This is a genomic window from Ensifer sp. GW101-20A05, assembly GCF_059424735.1.
In genome coordinates this window covers 63726-85454 of record NZ_JBWKZT010000022.1, presented here as the reverse complement: position 1 = coordinate 85454, position 21729 = coordinate 63726, and the positions used below count along the sequence as shown (strand labels likewise).

The 21729-nt window shown below is 61.6% G+C and carries 21 protein-coding genes; 11 read left to right on the top strand and 10 right to left on the bottom strand.

The features are described from left to right. The first annotated feature begins 10 nt into the window (after positions 1-10). Complete coding sequence (locus tag AC070A_RS31830; RefSeq protein ID WP_057251596.1) at positions 11-640, top strand: SGNH/GDSL hydrolase family protein; 630 nt, start codon at positions 11-13, stop codon at positions 638-640. Between the two features lie 86 nt (positions 641-726). After that, the gene (locus AC070A_RS31825) at positions 727-2325 is read left to right on the top strand and encodes an ABC transporter substrate-binding protein (RefSeq protein WP_057251597.1); all 1599 of its coding nucleotides are present in this window, start codon (positions 727-729) and stop codon (positions 2323-2325) included. A 541-nt stretch (positions 2326-2866) separates the two neighbouring features. Here AC070A_RS31825 and AC070A_RS31820 read toward each other — a convergent pair. From AC070A_RS31820 to AC070A_RS31780, 9 genes are all read right to left on the bottom strand, one after another. After that, positions 2867-3628: an ABC transporter ATP-binding protein gene (locus AC070A_RS31820; protein WP_057251598.1), complete on the bottom strand. Its 762-nt coding sequence runs from the start codon at positions 3626-3628 to the stop codon at positions 2867-2869. Continuing rightward, on the bottom strand, positions 3628-4464 hold the full coding sequence (locus AC070A_RS31815; protein ID WP_057251599.1) for an ABC transporter ATP-binding protein: 837 nt from the start codon (positions 4462-4464) through the stop codon (positions 3628-3630). The genes AC070A_RS31820 and AC070A_RS31815 overlap by 1 nt, the downstream gene beginning before the upstream one ends. A gap of 4 nt (positions 4465-4468) precedes the next feature. After that, entirely contained in the window at positions 4469-5356 is an 888-nt protein-coding gene (locus AC070A_RS31810; RefSeq protein WP_057251600.1) for an ABC transporter permease, read from the bottom strand. Further along, positions 5356-6378: an ABC transporter permease gene (locus AC070A_RS31805; protein ID WP_057251601.1), complete on the bottom strand. Its 1023-nt coding sequence runs from the start codon at positions 6376-6378 to the stop codon at positions 5356-5358. The genes AC070A_RS31810 and AC070A_RS31805 overlap by 1 nt, the downstream gene beginning before the upstream one ends. Before the next feature lie 109 nt (positions 6379-6487). Then, positions 6488-6802, bottom strand: coding sequence for a cupin domain-containing protein (locus AC070A_RS31800; RefSeq protein WP_057251609.1), 315 nt, complete (start codon positions 6800-6802; stop codon positions 6488-6490). A gap of 81 nt (positions 6803-6883) precedes the next feature. Beyond that, positions 6884-7624, bottom strand: a complete 741-nt coding sequence (locus AC070A_RS31795; RefSeq protein ID WP_057251602.1) for a FadR/GntR family transcriptional regulator — start codon at positions 7622-7624, stop codon at positions 6884-6886. An 81-nt stretch (positions 7625-7705) separates the two neighbouring features. Continuing rightward, positions 7706-8443 carry a FadR/GntR family transcriptional regulator gene (locus AC070A_RS31790; protein ID WP_113736857.1) on the bottom strand — a complete coding sequence of 246 codons (738 nt, stop codon included), beginning with the start codon at positions 8441-8443 and terminating at the stop codon, positions 7706-7708. Positions 8444-8519: 76 nt separating this feature from the next. Continuing rightward, positions 8520-10037, bottom strand: a complete 1518-nt coding sequence (locus AC070A_RS31785) for an aldehyde dehydrogenase (NADP(+)) (RefSeq protein WP_113736856.1) — start codon at positions 10035-10037, stop codon at positions 8520-8522. 3 nt (positions 10038-10040) lie between these two features. Further along, positions 10041-10835, bottom strand: coding sequence for an NAD-dependent epimerase/dehydratase family protein (locus AC070A_RS31780; protein ID WP_112997352.1), 795 nt, complete (start codon positions 10833-10835; stop codon positions 10041-10043). A gap of 133 nt (positions 10836-10968) precedes the next feature. Here AC070A_RS31780 and kduI point away from each other — a divergent pair, with 133 nt between their 5' ends. From kduI to AC070A_RS31760, 4 genes are all read left to right on the top strand, one after another. Continuing rightward, on the top strand, positions 10969-11793 hold the full coding sequence (gene kduI / locus AC070A_RS31775; RefSeq protein ID WP_057251606.1) for a 5-dehydro-4-deoxy-D-glucuronate isomerase: 825 nt from the start codon (positions 10969-10971) through the stop codon (positions 11791-11793). Next, the gene (gene kduD, locus AC070A_RS31770; protein ID WP_058329609.1) at positions 11790-12533 is read left to right on the top strand and encodes a 2-dehydro-3-deoxy-D-gluconate 5-dehydrogenase KduD; all 744 of its coding nucleotides are present in this window, start codon (positions 11790-11792) and stop codon (positions 12531-12533) included. The genes kduI and kduD overlap by 4 nt, the downstream gene beginning before the upstream one ends. A gap of 110 nt (positions 12534-12643) precedes the next feature. Then, positions 12644-13555, top strand: a complete 912-nt coding sequence (kdgD, locus tag AC070A_RS31765; RefSeq protein WP_492383627.1) for a 5-dehydro-4-deoxyglucarate dehydratase — start codon at positions 12644-12646, stop codon at positions 13553-13555. Between the two features lie 18 nt (positions 13556-13573). Next, positions 13574-14710, top strand: coding sequence for a mandelate racemase/muconate lactonizing enzyme family protein (locus AC070A_RS31760; RefSeq protein ID WP_492383626.1), 1137 nt, complete (start codon positions 13574-13576; stop codon positions 14708-14710). An 86-nt stretch (positions 14711-14796) separates the two neighbouring features. On the opposite strand, the gene AC070A_RS31755 is transcribed toward AC070A_RS31760, so the two are convergent. Then, the gene (locus tag AC070A_RS31755) at positions 14797-15720 is read right to left on the bottom strand and encodes a helix-turn-helix domain-containing protein (RefSeq protein ID WP_057248454.1); all 924 of its coding nucleotides are present in this window, start codon (positions 15718-15720) and stop codon (positions 14797-14799) included. Positions 15721-15932: 212 nt separating this feature from the next. On the opposite strand from AC070A_RS31755, the gene AC070A_RS31750 reads away from it, so the two are divergent. The 5 genes from AC070A_RS31750 to pglA all read left to right on the top strand — a co-directional run bounded on the left by AC070A_RS31750 (position 15933) and on the right by pglA (position 21727). Further along, positions 15933-16814, top strand: coding sequence for a carbohydrate ABC transporter permease (locus tag AC070A_RS31750; RefSeq protein WP_057248453.1), 882 nt, complete (start codon positions 15933-15935; stop codon positions 16812-16814). A gap of 3 nt (positions 16815-16817) precedes the next feature. After that, positions 16818-17702 (top strand): carbohydrate ABC transporter permease, encoded by an 885-nt coding sequence (locus AC070A_RS31745; protein ID WP_057248452.1) that lies wholly within the window; start codon positions 16818-16820, stop codon positions 17700-17702. A gap of 2 nt (positions 17703-17704) precedes the next feature. After that, complete coding sequence (locus AC070A_RS31740; RefSeq protein ID WP_057248451.1) at positions 17705-18799, top strand: ABC transporter ATP-binding protein; 1095 nt, start codon at positions 17705-17707, stop codon at positions 18797-18799. Between the two features lie 40 nt (positions 18800-18839). Next, the gene (locus AC070A_RS31735; RefSeq protein ID WP_113737999.1) at positions 18840-20105 is read left to right on the top strand and encodes an ABC transporter substrate-binding protein; all 1266 of its coding nucleotides are present in this window, start codon (positions 18840-18842) and stop codon (positions 20103-20105) included. Between the two features lie 68 nt (positions 20106-20173). After that, on the top strand, positions 20174-21727 hold the full coding sequence (gene pglA / locus AC070A_RS31730; RefSeq protein WP_112997105.1) for a polygalacturonase PglA: 1554 nt from the start codon (positions 20174-20176) through the stop codon (positions 21725-21727). Positions 21728-21729 lie beyond the last annotated feature (2 nt).

Here is a 21729-nt window from a genome sequence, read left to right as displayed (position 1 = left end):
GGACCTTGCGATGAAAACCGTTCTCGCTTTCGGAGACAGCCTGACCTGGGGCGCCGACCCGGCAACGGGCCTGCGACATCCGCCGGAAGGGCGATGGCCTGAGGTTCTGGGCGAAACACTCGGTGGCCTGGCAAGGATCATCCCTGAAGGCCTCGGCGGCCGCACCACCTGCTACGACGACCATGCGGGCCCCGCATGCCGCAACGGCGCCAAGGCGCTGGAAGTGACGCTCGCCAGCCACATGCCGCTCGACCTCGTCATTGTCATGCTCGGGACCAATGACATCAAGCCTGTCCATGGGGGGCGGGCAGAGGGGGCCGTTTCCGGCATGCGCCGGCTCGCGCAGATCGTCGAAACCTTTCCCTACAAACCGAAGGGGGCGAAACCGAAGCTTTTGATCGTTGCGCCGCCTCCCTGCTCACCCGGGCCTGGCGGACATCCGGCGGCGGGCCGCAGCGTGGCCGAATCCGAGCGGCTGTCTCCGCTCTACCGCAAGCTCGCAGAAGAGCTCGGCCACCCGTTCTTTGATGCTGGCTCGGTCACGCGGGCGTCGGAGATCGATGGGGTGCATCTCGAGGCCGCGAACACGGCAGCAATCGGACGGGCGCTCGCCGTGCCTGTCGGCGAAATTCTTGGCTGATCCGGTCTTTGCCTGTGGAGGAACAGGCCGGCGGATCTTGTAATCGGAAGGCCGCTTCCCGAGTGGACGGCCGCAAAGGAGGAAGCATGAAACACTTTCTAGCAACGGTCGCATTCAGTGCGCTTCTCGCCACGACGATGCCCCATGTCGTCCTGGCCGAAACACCGGAAGATCAACTCGTCGTCGCCACGACCATGAGCAATATTTTGACCCTCGACCCGGCCGCCATCACCGGTCGCGAGACGGTCCAGGTGCTGAACAACATCTATGACACGCTGGTCGTGCTCTCGCCGCAGGACCGCAGCGTTCAGCCGCGGCTGGCAGAACGCTGGGAAGTGGCCGACGACCGCATGTCGATCCGGTTCCACCTGCGCAGCGACGCCAAGTTTGCTTCCGGCAATCCCGTCACCGCCGAGGACGTCGCCTGGAGCCTGAAGCGTCTGCTTGCGCGCAATCTGGCGCAATCGTCCTTCCTCAAGACCCGCGGCTTTACGCTGGAAGCGGCCGACAAGCTGTTCGTCGTCGAAGACGATCGCACCTTCGTCTTGCATCTGGCGAAGGCTGACGACCCGAACCTGATCCTGATGATCCTCGCGCAAAACGGACCCGGCTCGATCATCGACAGCAAGGCGGCGCTCGAAAACGAGAAGGACGGCGATCTTGGGGCCGCATGGCTGACCTTGAATTCGGCCGGCTCCGGTCCGTTCACGCTGACGCAGTGGAAGTCGAACGAATTCATCATTCTCACCCGCAATGGCGAGTACTGGGGCGAGGCGCCGGGAATGAAGCGTGTATTGCTGCGCCACCTGCCGGAATCGCAGTCGCAACGCCTGCTACTGGAAAAGGGTGATATTGACGTTGCCTATTCGCTTCAGGCGCCGGATCTGAAGTCGCTGGAAGCGGACGAGGCGATCACGATCGAATCGACCCCGGGCTCGGGCTTTTACTACCTCAGCGTTTCGATGAAGGACGAACGGTTCGCCAACAGGAAGGTCCGTGAGGCGCTTCGTTATCTCATCGACTACGAAGGTCTCGACAAAGCGGTGATGCCCTACTACGGCAAGCTGCACCAGCGGCCGCTGTCGACGGGGGTCCTCGGCGCTTTGCCGGATGAAGGCTACAAGCTGGATGTCGCGAAGGCCAAGGCCCTGCTTGCCGAGGCGGGCTATCCGGACGGCTTCAAGACCACCTTGCGCGTCCTTTCCGAAGACCCCTTCATGAAGGCGGCGACCGCCATCCAGAACACCCTTGGCCAGGCGGGTATTCAGGCCGAACTCATTAGCGGCTCGGGAGACCAGATCTACGGCGCGATGCGTGAGCGCAATTTCGAACTGCTGCTTGGCCGTGGTGGCGGCGGCCAGCAGCCGCACCCGGACAACAACCTCAGGTCCGTTGCCTATAACCCGAACAATTCTGATGACGCGAAGCTCACCAACTACCAGAGCTGGCGTACCAGCTTCTTTGACGAAAAGCTGAACAAGATGATCGAGGAGGCGCTGGTCGAGCGCGACACCGCCAAGCAGATCAAACTTTATGAAGGCGTACAGACCTACATGGACGAGATCGTCATGTCGATCCAGCCGTTCTCGGAAGTCGTCGACACAGCAGCCTTCCGAAGCGACGTGAAGGGCATGATCGTCAGCCCCTGGCTTTCGCGTTTCGAAGGGGTGAAGAAGGAACGGTAATCCCGGCCCTTGGCCTGTATCGAATCTAAAAAGGCGCGTCGCGAGACGCGCCTTTTTCCGTTTTTTGCGAGCGCAAATGAAACCGCCTGTCGCTTTAAGGAACGCCGCCCCTTACTCTCTTGAAATGATCGGGAACGGCGCCGGATCGACCGCCGTAAGTCCGGCCACGGCTTGACGCGGCGACCGGCGCGAGGTCGGACATGTGCTTCACCTGACCCCCATCTCGATCGATGCGGTGTTGTCCGCAGTGAATCCCGCTGCGCCTCATGTCGGTGAACGAGCGCCGTGCGCGGGAGCACGAAAATGCTCGAGGGCGCGCGGCGGTTCTTGGGGCAGCTGCAGGCCGCAACCGCGTTTGGGCCGACATTGCCGACGTCGGGCATGGTGAATTGCCGATAAACTCCAGTGCTCGTCCCCCGCAGCAAGAAAGGCCCGGCAAAGAAAAAGCCCGGCACTGGGCCGGGCAAGTCGGGGGAGAATTTTGTTCACGCATCGCAGGCCGAGGAGGGTAGCCTTGCAATGGAGTTGGCTTGCGGGAGCTTCAGTGCGCGCCCTCATATTCCAGCGAGGCGCCGATCAGTTCGCGGGCATAGGGATGGGTCGCGCGATTTCCGGGGATCGCCTCGCGCGGCAGAACTTCGGTGATTTCGCCATGGAGCATGACGGCAAAGCGGTCGCACATATGGTCGACCACGGCGAGATCGTGCGTCACCATGATGTAGGTGAAGCCACGTTCTTCGCGCAGGCGCTGAAGCAGGTTGAGGATCTCCGCCTGCACCGAAACATCGAGCGCCGACGTCGGCTCGTCGAGCAGCAACAGCGATGGCTCGAGGATCAACGCGCGAGCGATCGCCACCCGCTGCCTTTGGCCGCCGGAGAGTTGGTGAGGGAACCGGTCGAGGAACGAGATCGGGAGGCCGACATCGGTGATGGCCTTGCGCATGCGCTCTTCGCGGTCACCAAGTTTGTGGATGACGAGCGGCTCGTTGAGGACGGTGCGCACCGACTGGCGCGGATGCAGCGAGCCGTAAGGGTCCTGGAACACCATCTGCAGCATGCGGCAACGCTTGATGAGCGGCATGTCGCGCACCGGCTTTCCGCCGATGAGAATGTCACCGGTCCAAATGTCTGTCAGCATCGAAACGCAGCGCAGGACTGTGGATTTGCCCGAGCCGCTTTCGCCAACGAGCCCGAAGCACTCGCCGGGTTGCACCGAGAAGGTGACGCCTGGAAGAACCTTGGCGGCCGTTGGACCCGTGCCGAAGGTGATAGCGAGATCGCGGCATTCGACTGAAACGGACATCAGGCAATTTCCTCCAGCCATTCAGGACGGCGATCAAGCACGGCAAGCGGTGCGCGCCCGCCGCCGATCCGCGGCTGCGCCGCGAGCAAGCCGCGCGTATAGGGATGCTTGGCCTTGTCGAGGTCCGCAGCCGCCAAGGTTTCAACGATTCGACCGGCATACATGATCAGGACGCGGTCGCAGAAGTTACGCACCAGGTTCAAGTCATGGCTGATCATGATGAGGCCGATGCCGCGATCCCGGACAAGACCATCAAGGATGTTCAGCACCTGCAGCCGCACCGTCACATCGAGCGCCGAAGTCGGCTCGTCAGCGATGACGAGGTCCGGGTCGGCAAGCAGCATCATGGCGATCATGACACGCTGGCCCATGCCACCGGATATCTCGTGCGGATATTGGTCGTAGACGCGCTTCGAGTCGCGGATCTTCACCGCTTCAAGCATGGCAAGGGCCTTGTCGCGCGCTTCGGCCTTCGAGCACCTGAAGTGCCGCAGATAGGTTTCCGCCACCTGGTCGCCGACGCGGCGAATGGGGTTCAGCGAAAACTTCGGATCCTGCAGGATCATCGACATGCGCCGGCCGCGGACCTTGAGCATTTCCTTTTCGGAGAGCGACGGCAGATCGAGCTCGGCAAAGCGAAGCCGGTCGGCGGTGATGGTTGCGCCGGGCAGAAGGCGCAAAAGCGCGCGTCCGACCGTCGATTTGCCGGAGCCGCTTTCACCGACGATACCGAGACGCTCGCGTCCCAGAGTGAAGGAGACGCCGCGCACTGCGTCCGTCGGAGCGCCGCCATAGCGGATGCGCAGGTTCTCGACTTCGAGAATGGTCTTTTCCATGGGGCTATCTCCGGTTCATCTGCTTCGGATCGAGCGCGTCACGCAAACCGTCGCCAAGCAGGTTGAATGCGAGACTGACGGAAAGGATGGAGATGCCCGGGAAGGTGACGAGCCACCAGCTGTCCAGCATGTACTTGCGGCCGGTCGCAATCATCGCGCCCCATTCCGGAAGCGGAGGTTGCGCACCGAGCCCGAGGAAGCCGAGGCCGGCGGCGGTCAGGATGACTGTCGCCATGTTCAACGTCAGTCGGATGAGGACCGAAGGCAGGCACATCGGCATGATCGACTTGAAGATGATGCGCGTCGAGGAGGCCCCTTGCAGTCGCGCAGCCGAAATGTAATCCGCCTTGCGGAAGGTCATCGCCTCGGCGCGCGCCAGCCGTGCGATGGGCGGCCAGGAGGTGAGCGCGATCGCGATGATGGCGTTGTTCAGGCTTGGACCGAGCGCTGCGACGAAGGCGAGCGAGAGAATGAGGCTCGGGAAGGACAGGAAAATGTCGGTGATCCGCATCATCACCGTATCGACCTTGCCACCGAGGTAACCGGCCGTCGTGCCGATGATGAGACCGATCGGACCGACGACGATCGAGACGAGGAAGATGATCGTGAGCGTGATGCGCGCGCCAAAGACCAGCCGGCTGAAGATGTCTCGGCCAAGCTCGTCGGTGCCGAACAGGTGACCGTTGCCGGGCGCCTGCAAGGTGTTGGCGAGATCCTGCGCATAGGGGTCATGGGTGGCGATCAGCGGCGCGAAGGCGGCGACAAGGACAAGCAACGCCAGCACGAAAAGACCGAAGGTCGAAGTCGGGCTCTTCAGCAGGAAAAGAACGATGTTCTTCAGCGCTTGAACGGGTGCCGGCAGACGGAAGGTGGGTTGAACGCGTGCGTCCATCAGCGTGTCCTCGGGTCGAAGATGCGGTAGAGAACATCGGACAGGAGGTTGAGCCCGATGAAGATGATGCCGACGATCAGCACGCAGGTCATGACAGCATTCATGTCGCCGGTAATGAGATTGCTGGTGAGATATTGGCCAAAGCCCGGCCAGGCAAAAACCGTCTCGATCAGCACGGCCCCTTCGAGCAGCGAGCCGTAGGCAAGCGCAATGATGGTGACCAGCTGGACGCGGATGTTGATAAAGGCGTGTTGCCAGATCGTCTGGCTGCGCGAAAGACCCTTCACCCGCGCTGTCGTCACATATTCCTGGCCGAGCTGGTCGAGCATGAAGCTGCGCGTCATGCGCGTGATATAGGCGGATGAGGAATAGCCAAGGAGAGCAGCCGGCAGGATGATGTGGTTGACGGCGGACCAGAAGACATCCATCTCGCCAGCCACCAGGCTGTCGATCAAGAGGAAGCCGGTTCGTTCCTCGACAAGGCCGATATAGAACTGGTCCATCCGCCCGCTGCCACCAACGAGGCCGAGATGGGCGTAGAAAACGATCAGCGCGATCATGCCAGTCCAGAAGATCGGCATAGAATGACCGAAGAGGCTGAAGACGCGCACGACATGATCCGGCCAGCGATCCTTGTTGACGGCGGCTAGGACGCCGAGCGGAACGCCAAGCCCCGCGCCGATGAGGATCGCGAAGGTGGCAAGCTCGATCGTCGCCGGCATCACATGCAGGATATCCTGGATGACAGGCTGGCCGGTGCGAATGGAGGTACCGAAATTGCCGGTGAAGACGTCTCCCAGGTAATAGAAGAACTGTTCCCAGAGCGGTCGGTCGAGACCCAGCGAGCGGTAGACCTGCTCGTACGTCTCCCGGGTCGCATCTTCTCCGACGATGGCGCGAACGGGGTCGGCGGGCATCAGCCGGCCGATGAAAAAGGTCAGGAGAAGCAGGCCGAGCAGCGTGACCGCGATGGTCCCGATCTGTCCGGCCGCGCCATAGAAGCGGATGCGGCGTAGTGACATAGTTCCTCCGTGTGTCAGTCGCCTGAAGGTAAGGCGGTACAGGCTCCTATCCTGTATGACAACTTTGGCAAACCTGTCACAGGTTTGTCATGCTGTCAAGCCAAACCGGTCACAGGAAATCGTCGCGCCGGGGCGTGAAGCAGTCGATAAGCTCGCCCGCCTCAAGGCATTGGCACCCGTGCTCGGTGTCTCCGGGGATAACGAGACTATCGCCTGCCTGCAATTCATAGGCCTCGCCGTTGCGGAAGAACCGGAAACGGCCGCGCGCCACATAGGTGGATTGCACGTGCGAATGTCTGTGCAACTTGCCTTTGGCGCCGGATTCGAAGCGAAACGACACGACCATGAGTTCGGGGGAATCGGAAAGAACCTGACGGGTGACGCCAGCGTCCGGCGACACTGCGGGGAAAGTGGGAAGAGTCATGTGAACCTCGGTGATGTTGTATAACATCATCACCGTACATGTTCTCATACTTGTATGACAACTATGTTGTCGGCTTCCCGATCAATTTTCTTCGATTGCCATGGTGCGCGAACGCAGAAGCACCTTGTAGCGCTCCAGGCTTCCACGAAGGTGGGCGCGCATCCGTTCACGCGCGGCTTCCGCATTTCCCTCGATGATGGCATCGACGATCTGGCCGTGCTCCTCCTGCAGGTGGAGGTTATAGTCCTTCGGGCGCGATCCGGGCGCCGACCCCTGCAATTCGCCGCGCGGGATGATGCCGGAGCGGATCAACTGAAGAAACTCCGGGAAGCGTCGGTTCTGAGTGGCCTCCGCAATCGCCAGGTGAAGCTCGAAATCAGCGTCACGCGTGGGCGCGCCCGATTGCAGGCATTCGCCGACACGGTGATGGGCCTCGAGGATTGCCTCTATCTGTGCCGCCGAGCGACGAGATGCAGCAAGCCCTGCTGATTCCACCTCGAAAACCGTCCTCAATTCAAGGAGTTCGATCACCGAGGAAATCCGTTGCGTTGCAAGGTCCTTGAAGGGCTGGTTCTTGTCCTGCTGGGTTTCAAGGGCAAAGATGCCGGCGCCCTTGCGTGCCTCGACAAGACCGTCTGCGCGCAGGATCGCGATCGCCTCCCGAACGACAGTCCGGCTGACGGAATATTCCTTTGTGAGGGCGCTTTCGCTCGGAAGCCTGTCGCCGGGGCGAAATACACCCTCCGTCAGTTCGCGGCGCAGTGCAGCGCTGATCTTCGCCGCCAGCGAGGTGCCGCGAACGTGATTGTTTTCGGCTTCCATTTTCACTCCGCCTGTGTCGAACCTGTCTGGCATGTTAGCCGTTATCTGTTCGAATGCAAGGGCGGCCGCAGACGCGCATACTCAGCGTGCGGCGCGCAACATGGAGCGGTAGCGGATCTGGCTGTTCTTGAGGTGGTTGCGCATCGCCGCGCGTGCTGCATCCTCGTCGCCGTTCTGTATCGCTAAGAGAATTGCTTCGTGTTCGTCCACAAGGCGGCTGAGCTCGTCAGCGGAAAGAACAGCCTCCTCGCCGCTGTCCACGATGGCGCGGCGGGGGATGAGGGCCGGTCCGAGCGCCTTAAGAAACTCGCTAAAGCGCGGATTGTTGGTTGCCTCGGCGATCGCGACGTGAAAGGCGAAATCAGCCTCGGCGGTCGGTTTGCCCGCAACCGCACAGGCCCTGAAGGCATCAAAGGCTTCGATGAGCTTGCCTTCCTGACCGGGCGAGCGGCGAAGGGCTGCAAGTGCGGACGCGTCGCCCTCGACTGCGGTTCGAAGCTCCAGCATCTCGATCAGCGACGACACCCGCGTGAGGTCGACTTGTTGAAACGGCGGCCGCGCGGACGCGGCCTGCTCCAGCAGGAACACGCCCGCTCCCTGCCGAGGTTCGACCAGGCCATCGGAGCGCAAGGCCGCAATCGCCTCGCGCACGACGGTGCGGCTAACGCCGAATTCCTGGGTGAGCCGCGCTTCGGACGGCAGGCGGTCGCCGGGATGGTAGCGCCCCTTGGCTATCTGGGAACGAAGAGCATCCGTAACCTGCGCCACAAGCGTCTTGCCCTGGAAGGCGGAGGGATCGGATGTCGTCGCTGTCATCATGTAAGGGGCCGCTCCCCAAGATCTTCGTCGGTCCGTTTGTGGATACGCCATCGATGGGTGATGGCGCAATCCGTCGCTACACCGACTTCAGATCCTGAGGCATCAGGCGCTCAGGAATGTTCTGATAGGAGATGGGCCTTAGGAACCGGCGGATGGCCATGGTACCGACCGAGCTTGCGCCGAAATTGGTGGACGCGGGATAGGGACCGCCGTGAACCATCGCATCGCAGACCTCGACTCCGGTCGGATAACCGTTGGTCAGGATACGGCCCGCCTTGCGCTCAAGGATCACCATGAGCTTGCGCGCGAAATCGACATCGCCGTCGTCGAGATGCAGGGTTGCCGTCAACTGTCCCTTGAAACGCTTTGCCACCACGATCATCTCTTCGAAGCTCTCGACCGTGACGATCAGTCCAAGTGGACCGAAGACTTCCTCTGCAAGGACATGATTGCCGAGCCATTCACGCGCCGGGACGAGAAAGAGATTGGGCGTGACATCCCGCTGACCACAGCTTGTGCTGAGAATCTCGCGAACGCCGCCCCCCTTCGATACGCGGTCGCGTCCTTCGCGATAGGCCCTGGCGATGCCTTCGGTGAGCATGACCTGCGGCTCGACGCCTGAAAGTGCTGCGCGGGCAGCTTTCGCGAAGGCGGGCGCCTGCTCGGCAAGGATCACCGCGATGCCCGGATTGGTGCAGAATTGCCCGGCCCCCATGGTGAGTGAACCTGCCCATCCCTTGGCGATCTCCGCGCCGCGCGCCTTGATCGCCTCCGGCAGGAGAAACATGGGGTTCACCGAGCCGAGTTCGCCGAAGAAGGGAATGGGCTCCGGCCGCCCTGCGCAAAGATCGAAGAGCGCCCGCCCGCCGGCAAGTGAACCGGTGAAGCCGACCGCCTTGATCAGCGGGTGCGTCACGAGGCCCGTACCGACGTCGCGGCGGCCACCCTGGATCAGTGAAAACACACCTGGATGCAATCCGTGCGCCCTGATGGCAGCCAGGGCAGCCTCGGCGACGATCTCGCCGGTCCCCGGGTGGGCCGAATGACCCTTGACGACAACAGGGCAGCCTGCCGCGAGCGCCGAGGCCGTATCGCCGCCCATGGTCGAGAAGGCCAGCGGAAAATTGGAAGCGCCGAAGACGGCAACAGGACCGATCGGTCGTTGGATCAGACGGATGTCGGGACGGGGCAGGGGCTTGCGGTCCGGTAGGGCCTCATCATGTCGCCTGTCGAGGTACTCGCCCTTGCGAATATGGGAGGCAAACAGCCGAAGCTGGCCGGTCGTGCGTGCGCGCTCGCCTTCAAGGCGGGCGCCCGGCAATCCGGTTTCCGCGCTTCCGATCTCGGTGATCGCCGCCCCGCGCGCCTCTATCTCGTCGGCGATGGCGTCGAGGAATGCTGAGCGCTCGTCGCGGGTCGAGTAGCCGAAGGACCAGAAGGCTTCCTCCGCGGCCTCGGCCGCTTTGTTCGCCAGTTCGGTCGTTCCGACGGAGAAATCAAAGGCCGGGCCAGACGCCGGCTCGCTCTTGAATGTCTGCCCGGTTGCGATCCATTCGCCTGCGACCAGATGTTTTCCATGCGGCTTGAAGATCATTCATCACTCCCTAATGATCGGATTGTCGACATAGGCACCGCCCTGAAAGCGAGCCGTGGATTCGTCGGGGCCGGGCTGCGGCGGGGCCTCCGCGAGGCGCGTCCGGAAGGTTTCGGCATTGTCCCTGGGTTTCCAGCCCAGCCAGCCGAGGTGTGCGTTGTCCCACCAACCGGCGTCGTTTGCCGATGCACCCCAGATCACGGGACAGCCCAAAACCGGGACGCGGAAGATCGCCTCGATCAGCGACGCGAAGTCTCCATGAGAAAGCCAGGTCGACAACGTCCGGTAATTCGTTGGCTCTGGCGTACAGGAGCCGATCCGCACCAGCGCCGTCTCCTGCCCGAACTTCTCGAAATACAGGCGCGCAAGCGCCTCGCCGAAGCATTTGGAGACCCCGTAGAGTCCATCCGGGCGAAATGGGGCAAGGGGATCGAGCCGTTCGGCTTGCGGATAGTAGCCGATCGTATGATTGGAGCTCGCAAAGACGATGCGCGGCCGGCCATTTGCGCGGGCAGCCTCAAAGAGATTGTAGAGACCGGCGATGTTTCCGCGCAGGATCCCCTCAAACGGGCCTTCGACCGAAGCTCCGCCAAGATGGACGATACCGTCGCAGCCGGCGACCATGTTGTTCACGGCTTGAGCGTCGGCCAGATCGCATTGAATGAGCTCCTCGCGGTCAGCTGGCGCTCCAAGACCTGTGCGATCAGCAAGGCGGATCGTGTCGGCCAGGCCAGAGAGCCGTGTGCGCATCACGCGGCCAAGCTGACCCGCCGCGCCAGTGATGAGAAGGCGTTTCAATCCAGGTCTTCCCCTTGAGGAGTTGCAATCGAAAATCGAGGTTGGCATTTGCCTCTTGACGTTGTCAGACATATCATACAACTATGCCTAACACATATTACATGTTGGTCGCAATCACTGAAGGAGGACATTCATGCTGACCGTCGAAACGCGGCAGGCCGTCAATCCGGACTACGCAAGGACACTCGACACCGAGGGCCTCCGCAGGCATTTTCTCGCTGAGGACATGTTTCGATCGGGCGAGATCCGGTTGATCTACACCCACTACGATCGCTTCGTGATGGGCGGGGCCGTGCCTGCAGGCAAGCCGCTGACGCTCGACAAAGTGGAGGAAACCAAGACGCCGTCGTTTCTCGACCGGCGCGAGATGGGCATCGTCAATGTGGGCAAAACCGGCACGGTCACGACCGAACAGGGGACCTACAGCCTCAACCGCGGCGACGTTCTCTATCTTGGAATGGGTACGGGGCCTGTAACCTTCTCCGGGGAAGGGCGCTTTTACATCACCTCCTGCCCTGCCCATCGCAGCCTGCCTGCGAAGCTCGTGACCATTGCGGGCAGCAAGGAGGTTAAACTCGGCACGACCGAAACCTCCAACAAGCGCACGATCAACCAGTTCATCCACCCGCTGGTCATGGAGAGCTGCCAGCTTGTCCTCGGCTACACGACGCTTGAAGATGGCTCTGTCTGGAACACGATGCCGGCGCATGTCCATGATCGCCGCATGGAGGCCTATCTCTACTTCGGCATGGACGAAAAATCGCGAGTGCTGCACCTGATGGGCGAGCCGCAGGAAACCCGCCATCTCTTCATTTCCAACGAGGAAGGCGCGATTTCTCCCCCCTGGTCCATTCATTCGGGCGCTGGCATCGGCTCCTACACGTTCATCTGGGCCATGGCTGGCGACAATGTCGACTATACCGACATGGAGTTCATCCAGCCGGGGGAACTGAAGTGACAAATCCCTTTTCCCTTCAAGGTCATAAGGCCCTTGTCACCGGCGCGAACACCGGGCTTGGACAGGCCATCGCCGTAGGCCTTGCTGCGGCTGGCGCCGAGGTGACTTGCGCGGCGCGGCGCGCGCCTGAGGAAACGCTTGAAATCATCGCAAGAGCCGGCGGGGAAGCCGCTTCGCTTGCTCTGGATTTCGCCGATCCCATGGCCGCACGCGACGTTTTTGCCGGAAAGGGCTACGATATCCTCGTCAACAATGCCGGCATCATTCGCCGCGCCGATGCGGTGGAATTCAGCGAGGCCGACTGGGACGACGTCATGGACGTCAACGTCAAAGCGCTGTTCTTCACCTGCCAGGCATTCGCCAAGGAACTGCTGGCAAAGGGCCGGCCCGGAAAGATCGTCAACATCGCATCGCTGCTTTCCTTCCAGGGGGGCATCCGCGTGCCCTCCTATACGGCGTCCAAGCACGGCGTCTCGGGGCTCACCAAGCTGCTTGCCAACGAGTGGGGCGCGAAGAGCATCAATGTGAACGCGATCGCGCCCGGCTACATCGAAACCAACAACACCGAAGCGCTGCGCGACGACCCGGATCGCAACAAAGCGATCCTTGATCGCATCCCAGCCAATCGCTGGGGCAGGCCCAAAGACATCGCCGGCGCTGCCGTCTTCCTGTCGTCGGCTGCGGCCGATTACATTCACGGCGCCATTCTCAATGTGGACGGTGGTTGGCTGGCCCGCTGATGGTGATGCCGACCACGAACTCATCATACATGTTATATGATGAGTTCGTGCCAAACCGGCTCATCTCATTCGAAATTTCCATTCTGAAAACACGCAGAGGACTAAAAGAAATGACCCCAAAACAGATCAAGGCCGCGCTTGGATCGGGCCTCCTTTCCTTCCCGGTGACGCACTTCGACAAGGACGGTCGCTTTGCGCCGGAAAGCTACAAGGCGCATGTCGAGTGGCTGGCGGGCTACAAGGCGCCGGTGCTGTTTGCTGCCGGCGGAACCGGCGAGTTCTTCTCGCTGAAACCCGATGAAATCCCCGGCATCGTTGCCGCCGCCAAGGAGGTTGCTGGCGAAACGGCGATCGTTTCCGGCTGCGGCTATGGCACGGAGATGGCGGTCAATATCGCCCGCTCGGTCGAGCGGGTCGGTGCCGATGGCATCCTGCTCCTGCCGCACTACCTGATCGATGCGCCGCAGGAAGGGCTTTACGCCCATGTGAAGCAGATCTGCCAGTCGGTCGGCATCGGTGTCATGGTCTATAACCGTGACAACTCCGTGCTGCAGCCCGACACGCTGGCGCGGCTCTGTGACGAATGCCCGAACCTGATCGGCTTCAAGGATGGCACCGGTGATATCGGCCTCGTGCGCCAGGTCACCGCCAAGATGGGCGACCGGCTGATGTATCTCGGCGGCATGCCGACGGCGGAACTGTTCGCCGAAGCCTATCTCGGTGCTGGCTTCACCACCTATTCGTCCGCCGTCTTCAACTTCGTTCCGGGTCTTGCCAACGAGTTCTATGCGGCGCTGCGCAGCGGCGACCGCGCCACCTGCGAGCGCATCCTCAACGATTTCTTCTATCCGTTCATGGCCATCCGCAACCGCGCCAAGGGCTATGCCGTTTCGGCGGTCAAGGCGGGCGTGCGCCTGCAGGGGTTCGATGCGGGTCCGGTGCGCAGCCCGCTCAAGGACCTGACGGGGGCCGAAGTCGAGATGCTCGACGCCCTCATCGGCAGTCACAAGCGCAAAGCGTGACGGGCAGGGAGGAGTGGCATGAAGATCACCGCCGTCCGCACGCATCTCCTCGAGCATCGGCTGGCGGTGCCGTTCGAAAGTGCGTCGATGCGCTTTGATCGGCGCGCGCATGTGCTAGTCGAGATCGAATGCGATGACGGGACCGTCGGCTGGGGCGAATGCCTTGGGCCGGCGAGACCCAATGCGGCCGTGGTCGCGGCCTATTCCCCCTGGCTGATCGGCCAGGACCCGCGCCAGACCGAAAAACTCTGGGCGATTCTCTACAATGCGCTGCGTGATCAGGGGCAGCGCGGTCTGGCGATCACGGCGCTGTCCGGCATCGACATCGCGCTCTGGGATATCAAGGGCAAACATTACGGTGCCTCGGTCTCGATGCTGCTTGGTGGCCGCTGGCGCGAGAGCGTGCGCGCCTATGCGACCGGCAGCTTCAAGCGCGACGGCGTCGATCGCGTCTCCGACAATGCCATGGAGATGGCGGAACGCCGGGCGCAGGGGTTTCACGCCTGCAAGATCAAGATCGGCTTTAGCATCGACGAAGACCTGCGCGTCATCCGTGCCGTGCGCGAAGCGATCGGCGATGAAATGCGGCTGATGATCGATGCCAATCACGGCTACACCGTCACCGAGGCGATCCGCCTCGGCAAGGCGGCGGCGGACTACGATATCGACTGGTTCGAGGAGCCAGTGGTGCCGGAACAGCTTTCGGCCTATCGCGAGGTGAGAGCCGGGCAGCCCATCCCGGTTGCCGGCGGCGAGACCTGGCACACCCGTTACGGCATGTGGCCAGCGATCGAGAGCCGCGCCGTCGACATCCTGCAGCCGGATCTCTGCGGCTGCGGTGGGTTCTCCGAGATGGCGAAGATTGCAAGTCTTGCGACGTTGCATGGCGTTCGCATCGTGCCGCATGTCTGGGGTACCGGCGTGCATCTTGCCGCTGCACTACAGTTCATGGCGGCGATGACGCCAGATCCGGTGCGGGTAAACCCGATAGAGCCGATCATGGAGTTCGACCGGACGGAGAATCCCTTCCGCCAGGCGGTGCTGAAGACGCCGATCGAAACCGTGAATGGTGTCGTTGCCATCCCGGACGCGCCCGGTCTCGGCATCGAGATCGATCGCGGTGCGCTCTCGGAATTCAAAGTATCTCAAGGGTGAGAACAGCGCGGGAGGCCAACGCGCCAACCACGCGCTCCCCCAGCAGGCGGGACGTGCGTTGATCTCAACGGTGCCGACCGCGTCTCCTACTGGTTGGCCGCAAGTCCGTCCGCGAGCGCAAGTGCTTGCTCGGGTTCGTCAAGCTGCATCAAGCCACCATCTCGACTCTGGCGCACCTTGTTCAGGTGATCGCGCGGACTGAGGCCCAAGGTCCGCTTGAACATGCGGGAGAAGTAATAGGGATCGGAATAGCCGACTTCGGTTGCGGCAGCCGCCACGGAAAGACCAGCCTCAAGGAAATGCATGGCGCGCTCCATGCGTTTCAGTTCCTGGTACTTTCGCGGCGTGCGGGTCACTCGCTTCTGGAATTCGCGCAGGAAGTAGTCGCGATTATAGGGCGATGCATCGACCGCTCGTGTCGCAATCTCCGGATCGAGCGGGTTGGCGGAGATCATCGTGGCAGCTTTCATGACAGCAAGGTCGATCGCATCGGCGCCCTCGGGCTGATAAGTGGCGTGGTCCCGCCATCCGATGAATGCGTCCTCGATAAAAGCAATGAGCAGCACCATGAAGAGATGATGCTGACCGAGCGTGACGGAGGAGGGAGGCACACTCTGGCGATAGTGCCGGACCAGCGGTTCGAGAAGCGCCCAGCGCGTGAGGCGCAATTTCGGTTGTAGGTCCATCTGCGCGATAAGGTTATGGCGCCCGTAGATATCGAGCGTAAAGTGCTGCGCAACGCCGAGGTAGGTCTCCCGCCCCTCATTCCATCCGACGAAACGCTGGCCACGCAAAATCAGCATCGCGTCACCCGGCTCCATGATCCGAGGTTCGCCGTCTATCAGGTAATGCCCGCGCCCTTCGAGGCAGATCACAAGGTCATCGACCTCATTGGACTTGTCGATCCGCCAGGTGTGCGAGTGCTCCATGCGGATAGCGGCTCGCGTCAGATTGAGGCTCAGCGCCGTCGGTGGAATCGCAGAGAGAATGCCACCTTCAATTTCGTCCATCTTTTTCCTCGCCTTTGTGAATTCATTCTGCAGGAGAGATGGGTGATTGTCACCGCATAAGCCGCTTGTGCGCACCGTATCGTCTGGGAGGAGGGATCGGTTCGTGGCGAAAAAGGGAGAGTCCTGCTTTCGTCCGTGCCGATCCGGGAGCGTAATTTGTACGAAACTGTATCTATAAAGGCAGCATTTCGGTGCCCTCCGGGAGGAGCGGCATGAAAGGACACCGCCTTCTCGGGCTCGGCTATCTGGCGCCCTACGTCATCGGCCTTCTGATTTTCACGGCCATCCCGTTCATCAGCTCGTTCTACCTGAGCTTCACCAGCTACGACCTGATGAGCGAGCCGCGCTGGACGGGGCTCGCCAACTACGAGCGGCTGTTTACCCGTGACCGCACCTTCATCAAGTCGTTGAACGTCACGCTGCTCTACGTGTTCCTGACCGTGCCGTTGAAGCTCGCCTTTGCACTCTTCATCGCCGCGATCCTGAATTACCGGTTGAAATTTATCGGCCTCTTCCGAACGGCGTTCTACGTGCCATCGATCCTTGGAGGGTCGATCGCCATCGCCGTCCTGTGGCGCTACGTATTTGCTTCGGAGGGACTTGCGAACATGATGCTGGCCACGCTGGGGCTTGCCCCGGTCGACTGGTTCGGCGATCCGACCAATGCGCTTTTCACCATCACGCTTCTGCGCTGCTGGCAGTTTGGTTCGGCGATGGTGATCTTCCTGGCAGCACTGCAATCGATCGACAAGTCGCTCTACGAGGCAGCGGCGATCGATGGCGCGGGCAAGGTGCGGACCTTTTTCTGGATCACCCTGCCGCTGCTGACTCCCGTGATTTTTTTCAACCTCATCATGCAGATGGTGCAGGCGTTCCAGGAGTTCAACGGCCCCTACATCATCACTCAGGGCGGTCCTCTGAAGGCCACATACCTGCTGCCGCTCTACATCTATGACGAGGCGTTCAAGAAGTTCAACATGGGTTATGCCTCGTCCATAGCCTGGGTGCTCTTTGCCATCATTACCGTGCTGACCCTCGTCGCCTTCTGGTCTTCGAAGAAGTGGGTCTTCTACGCCGGCGACAAGAGGAACTGAGCCATGGTCGATCTTCAAACGTTCAACGGCCACCAGGCCGTACGCAGGGCAAGGCTTCGCCTGCTGTCGGCGACAGTTCGCTACGTGCTGCTCTTTTCAGTCGGTTTCGTCATGCTTTATCCGCTGATCTGGCTGGTCGGCGCGAGTTTCAAGACCAACTCGGAGATTTTCGCCGGCGCTGGCTTCCTGCCAGACAACCCGACCGCCGACGGCTACATCAAAGGCTGGCAGACTTCGACGCCCTATACCTTCGGCCGGTTCTTCTGGAATTCGTTCCTGATCATCCTGCCGAAGGTGATCGGTACGGCGATCTCCTGCACCATGGCGGCCTACGCTTTCGCGCGGTTCGATTTCCCGTTCAAGAAGATCCTCTTCGCTTCGGTGATCGCGATCCTGCTCTTGCCGAATGTCGTGACGCGCATCCCGCAATACATCCTGTTCCGCGATCTCGGCTGGCTCGACAGTTTCCTGCCGCTATGGGTGCCCTCAGCCTTTGCCGGCGATGCCTTCTTCGTCTTCATGCTGGTGCAGTTCCTGCGCTCTTTGCCGGCAGACATGGAAGAGGCGGCGCGCGTCGATGGCGCAAACAGTCTCCAGACGCTCGTCTACATCGTCGTTCCGATGCTGGCGCCGGCGCTGATCTCCGTCTGCCTGTTCCAGTTCATGTGGACGATGAACGATTTCCTCGGGCCGCTGATCTATCTGTCCTCGGTCGACAAATATCCCGTGAGCCTCGCGCTCAAACTCTCCATCGACACCACAGAAGCCTTCGAATGGAACCGCATTCTCGCAATGTCGGTGCTGACGATCACACCGGCTTTGGTCGTGTTCTTCGCTGCGCAACGGTATTTCATTGAAGGGATCTCCTCCGGGGGAGTCAAAGGCTGACCATGGCAAAGGTTCAACTGAAAAACCTCGAAAAGATCTATGGCGGCGCGTTCAAGGCCGTCCACGGCATCAATCTCGACATCGAGGATGGCGAGTTCATGGTCTTCGTTGGCCCCTCCGGCTGCGCCAAGTCGACCACCTTGCGCATGGTCGCGGGGCTCGAGGAGATCTCGGGCGGCGAGATCGTGATCGGCGACCAGCGCGTCAACGATCTGCCGCCCGGCAAGCGCTCGATCGCCATGGTGTTCCAGAACTACGCGCTCTATCCGCACATGAAGGTGCGCGGCAACCTCGCATTCGGGCTGAAGATTGCCGGCAAGCCGAAGGCAGAGATCGACGCAGCTATCAAGCACGTCGCCAGGATCCTCGAGATTGAGCCGCTGCTCGACCGGTTGCCGAAGCAGCTCTCCGGCGGTCAGGCGCAGCGCGTGGCGCTCGGGCGCGCGCTCATCAAGAAGCCGGGCGTCTTCCTTTTCGATGAACCGCTCTCCAATCTCGATGCCAAGCTGCGGGCCTCGATGCGGGTGCGCATCACCGATCTGCACAGACAGCTGAAGGCCGAAGGCCTGTCTTCGACGGTGATCTACGTGACCCACGACCAGACGGAAGCCATGACCATGGGAGACCGGATCTGCGTCATGCAGGCTGGCCGAATCATGCAGGTGGCAACACCCAAGGAGCTCTACAATCGACCGGCAAACCTGTTTGTCGCCGGTTTCATCGGAAGCCCCGAGATGAACCTTGTCGATGCGACGCTTCAAGGTGGCGAACTCCAGATCGGAGGCCAGCGGCTGGCGCTTGGCGCCCATCTCGAGCGCAGGCTTTCGGCGAGACCTGCTGAGGCCGTGCTCGGCATGCGCCCGCAACATCTTTCGCTCGTCGCCGATGGGCCGGGTCTGTCTGCAAGGCTCAGCAATGCAGAGTTCATGGGGCACGAAGTCTACCTGCATGCCGACCTTGATGGCCGCAAGCTGGTGAGCGTCGTGGGCGCCGCCGAGTTCGAGGCACTTGGCCAATCGGACGTGATCCGCCTGCGCCCGGATCCTGATCACCTGCATGTTTTCGACAAGACCGATGGCCGCAACGTCTCGCTGTGAGGAGGCAGCGTTCGGCCCCATTCCAAGGAGGAGAAATTCGATGAGAACGAAAAGAATGATCGCAGCACTGGCCACTGTCGCCTATGGCGCTCTGGCCTTTGGCACGACGGCGCACGCCGCCGAACTGCGTATGGCCTGGTGGGGCGGCGAGAGCCGCCACGTCGCCACCCAGAAGGCGATCGCCGCCTGTGGCGAAAAATACGGCCACACGGTCAAAGGCGAGTTCACCGGCTTTGACGGTTACCTTGAAAAGCTGACGACCCAGATGGCCGGCAAGACCGAAGCCGATATCATTCAGGTCAACTGGCCGTGGTTGCCGTTGTTCTCGAAGAATGGCGACGGTTTTGCCAATCTGCGCAAGCTCAAAGCGATCGATCTTTCCAACTGGAGTGAGGCGGATCTGTCGGCCGGTTCGATGAACGGCGTGCTGCAGGGGCTTTCGGTTTCGACGACGGGCCGCGTCTTCTTTTTCAACGCCACGACCTTCGAAAAGGCAGGCGTCGCCATTCCGAAAAGCTGGGACGAATTCTTTGCGGCAACGGCGACCATCAAGGAGAAGCTCGGCAAGGACTACTACACCTTCAATGCCGTCAAGGAGACGGCGCAACTCCTGACGACCCTGGCTGTCGTCCAGAAGACCGGGAAGGATCTGGTCGATCCCGCGACCAATCGCGTTGCCTGGACACCGGAGGAGCTTACGGAGGGCATATCGTTCCTGGGTAAGCTGGTCGAGACCGGGGCGATCAGGTCGCAGAAGGAAGAAGCAGCCGATGGCAACGTCAATCTGTTCGAAAAGCCCGCCTGGGCCGACGGCAAGATTGCCGGCTCCTACGAATGGGATTCGACCTATTCGAAATATTCAGACCCGTTGAAGGACGGTCAGGTCTTGAAGCCCGTGGCAATGCTGAAGCTTCCGAATGCGGTGACGGAAGGCGTCTATCGCAAGCCCTCCATGGTCTTCTCGATCTCAAAGAACTCCAAAGCCCCCGATGCGGCAGCGCAGATCGTCAATTGCCTGCTGAACGAACCGGAGGGCATCGATGCTCTAGGCACCTCGCGCGGCTTGCCGGCGTCGAAGGCCGCCGCTGCCCGCCTCGGTGACAAGGGCGAGCCGGAAGTGCGCGCAGCAAACGCTATCGTCGTTGCCGCAAGCGGTCCGGCCGTCTCGCCTTTCAACGAGCATCCGGAGGTGCGCGCAGCCTTCATCGATACGCTGGAGGAGTACGCCTATGGCCAGCTGAAGGCGGATGAGGCAGCCGCACAGATCATCGATACGGTGAACGACGTGCTTGCCGAGTTCGATTGATCGTCAGATGTCCCGCCACGGTTTCCGCGGCGGGTCCACTCTACCGGAAAAGCCAAGAGAACGAGACCATGATCCGACCGTCCATCATCGCGCTGTCAGCGCGAACGGCAGCGCTTTGCCTGCCTAAAGCCGGAGCGCTTTATCGCCTGCCTGAGCCGGCGTCCTGGCGGCTTTCGGCGCTGACTGGCGACGACGACGTGCGGGACGGCGCGGCGACGACGGTCGTGAGGCTTTTTCATGACCTTCGCCCCCTTTGTCGTTATCGGCTCGAAGTCGACGGGTTCCAGCCGCTCGAGTTCGAAACGGCAGCCTGCGCCGGTCTGATCGATCCAACCGCGTTCGGTCTTGTCCCCGGCATCCGTCACGACGATCTCGAGGGTGCCCGCACCAACGCTGCCGCTCTGGCGGATGCTGTCGTCGCCGTGCCGGCCGGCGGCACGCTGCGCCTGCCCGAGGGAGACTGGACGGCCTTTCCTGTCCGGCTCAAGGGCGGCATGACCCTCAACCTTTCCAAGGGAGCGATCCTTAGGGCACCTTCAGGTCGCACGGGTTGGCCCATCCTCGACGCACGCGACGCGGAAGGCAAAATGCTTGGAAGTTGGGAGGGACTACCCTCCGCCTGTTTTTCCGCTCCAATACATGCCATCGCCGCTGAAAGCCTGGTGATCGAGGGCGAGGGCACGCTCGACGGATCCGGAGACCTGGGTGATTGGTGGAGCTGGCCGAAGGAAACCCGTAACGGCGCTCGCCGCCCGCGCGGCCTTCACCTCGTTTCCTGTGCCGATGTGAAGCTGCTCGGTTTTACCATCCGCAACGCGCCATCCTGGACGATCCATCCGCAGGGCTGCAGCCGGCTGATTGCCGCAGGCCTCACTGTGGCCGCCCCACCCGACAGCCCGAACACCGATGGATTCAATCCCGAAAGCTGCCGCGACGTCACGATCGCCGGCGTGCGATTTTCCGTGGGGGACGACTGCATCGCAGTCAAGGCGGGAAAGCGCGGGCCAAATGGCGAAGACGATCACCTTACCGAAACTCGCGGCATCCGTGTCACCCATTGCCTGATGGAGCGCGGCCACGGCGGCCTCGTTATTGGCTCGGAAATGTCCGGCGGCGTGCACGATGTCGCCATCGAGGATTGCGAGATGATCGGCACCGATCGCGGCTTGCGTCTGAAGACAAGGCGCGGTCGCGGCGGCTCGATCACGAACATTGCCATGCGGCGAGTTCTCATGGATGGCGTCGAGACGGCGCTATCGGCCAACGCCCATTATCATTGCGACGCGGACGGCCACGACGAGTGGGTGCAATCGCGCCGGCCGGCTGCTACCGGCCCGGGAACCCCAATCATCGATGGCGTCACCGTTGAGGACGTCGAAATCCGCAAGCTCGCGCACGCGGCAGGGGCATTTCTCGGGCTGCCGGAAGCACCGATCCGCAACATCAGAGTTCGCCGGTTGAAGATCGCGTCCTATCGCGGCGACGCGACCGCTACGCCTCCGATCATGGCTGACCGGGTGCGACCGATGCGGCACGAGACGATCGTCGCCGAGTGCGCCGACGTCGACTGCGATGAACCTGCGCTCTTGAGCAAAGCCTCGATTTCCGTTTCCCTTGAATGAGA

Excerpts from the sequence above, each read along its gene's own strand:
- AC070A_RS31830 (WP_057251596.1), top strand. The coding sequence starts at position 11 with ATGAAAACCGTTCTCGCTTTCGGAGACAGCCTGACCTGGGGCGCCGAC.
- AC070A_RS31825 (WP_057251597.1), top strand. The coding sequence starts at position 727 with ATGAAACACTTTCTAGCAACGGTCGCATTCAGTGCGCTTCTCGCCACG.
- AC070A_RS31820 (WP_057251598.1), bottom strand. The coding sequence starts at position 3,628 with ATGTCCGTTTCAGTCGAATGCCGCGATCTCGCTATCACCTTCGGCACG.
- AC070A_RS31815 (WP_057251599.1), bottom strand. The coding sequence starts at position 4,464 with ATGGAAAAGACCATTCTCGAAGTCGAGAACCTGCGCATCCGCTATGGC.
- AC070A_RS31810 (WP_057251600.1), bottom strand. The coding sequence starts at position 5,356 with ATGGACGCACGCGTTCAACCCACCTTCCGTCTGCCGGCACCCGTTCAA.
- AC070A_RS31805 (WP_057251601.1), bottom strand. The coding sequence starts at position 6,378 with ATGTCACTACGCCGCATCCGCTTCTATGGCGCGGCCGGACAGATCGGG.
- AC070A_RS31800 (WP_057251609.1), bottom strand. The coding sequence starts at position 6,802 with ATGACTCTTCCCACTTTCCCCGCAGTGTCGCCGGACGCTGGCGTCACC.
- AC070A_RS31795 (WP_057251602.1), bottom strand. The coding sequence starts at position 7,624 with ATGGAAGCCGAAAACAATCACGTTCGCGGCACCTCGCTGGCGGCGAAG.
- AC070A_RS31790 (WP_113736857.1), bottom strand. The coding sequence starts at position 8,443 with ATGATGACAGCGACGACATCCGATCCCTCCGCCTTCCAGGGCAAGACG.
- AC070A_RS31785 (WP_113736856.1), bottom strand. The coding sequence starts at position 10,037 with ATGATCTTCAAGCCGCATGGAAAACATCTGGTCGCAGGCGAATGGATC.
- kduI (WP_057251606.1), top strand. The coding sequence starts at position 10,969 with ATGCTGACCGTCGAAACGCGGCAGGCCGTCAATCCGGACTACGCAAGG.
- kdgD (WP_492383627.1), top strand. The coding sequence starts at position 12,644 with ATGACCCCAAAACAGATCAAGGCCGCGCTTGGATCGGGCCTCCTTTCC.
- AC070A_RS31760 (WP_492383626.1), top strand. The coding sequence starts at position 13,574 with ATGAAGATCACCGCCGTCCGCACGCATCTCCTCGAGCATCGGCTGGCG.
- AC070A_RS31755 (WP_057248454.1), bottom strand. The coding sequence starts at position 15,720 with ATGGACGAAATTGAAGGTGGCATTCTCTCTGCGATTCCACCGACGGCG.
- AC070A_RS31750 (WP_057248453.1), top strand. The coding sequence starts at position 15,933 with ATGAAAGGACACCGCCTTCTCGGGCTCGGCTATCTGGCGCCCTACGTC.
- AC070A_RS31745 (WP_057248452.1), top strand. The coding sequence starts at position 16,818 with ATGGTCGATCTTCAAACGTTCAACGGCCACCAGGCCGTACGCAGGGCA.
- AC070A_RS31740 (WP_057248451.1), top strand. The coding sequence starts at position 17,705 with ATGGCAAAGGTTCAACTGAAAAACCTCGAAAAGATCTATGGCGGCGCG.
- AC070A_RS31735 (WP_113737999.1), top strand. The coding sequence starts at position 18,840 with ATGAGAACGAAAAGAATGATCGCAGCACTGGCCACTGTCGCCTATGGC.
- pglA (WP_112997105.1), top strand. The coding sequence starts at position 20,174 with ATGATCCGACCGTCCATCATCGCGCTGTCAGCGCGAACGGCAGCGCTT.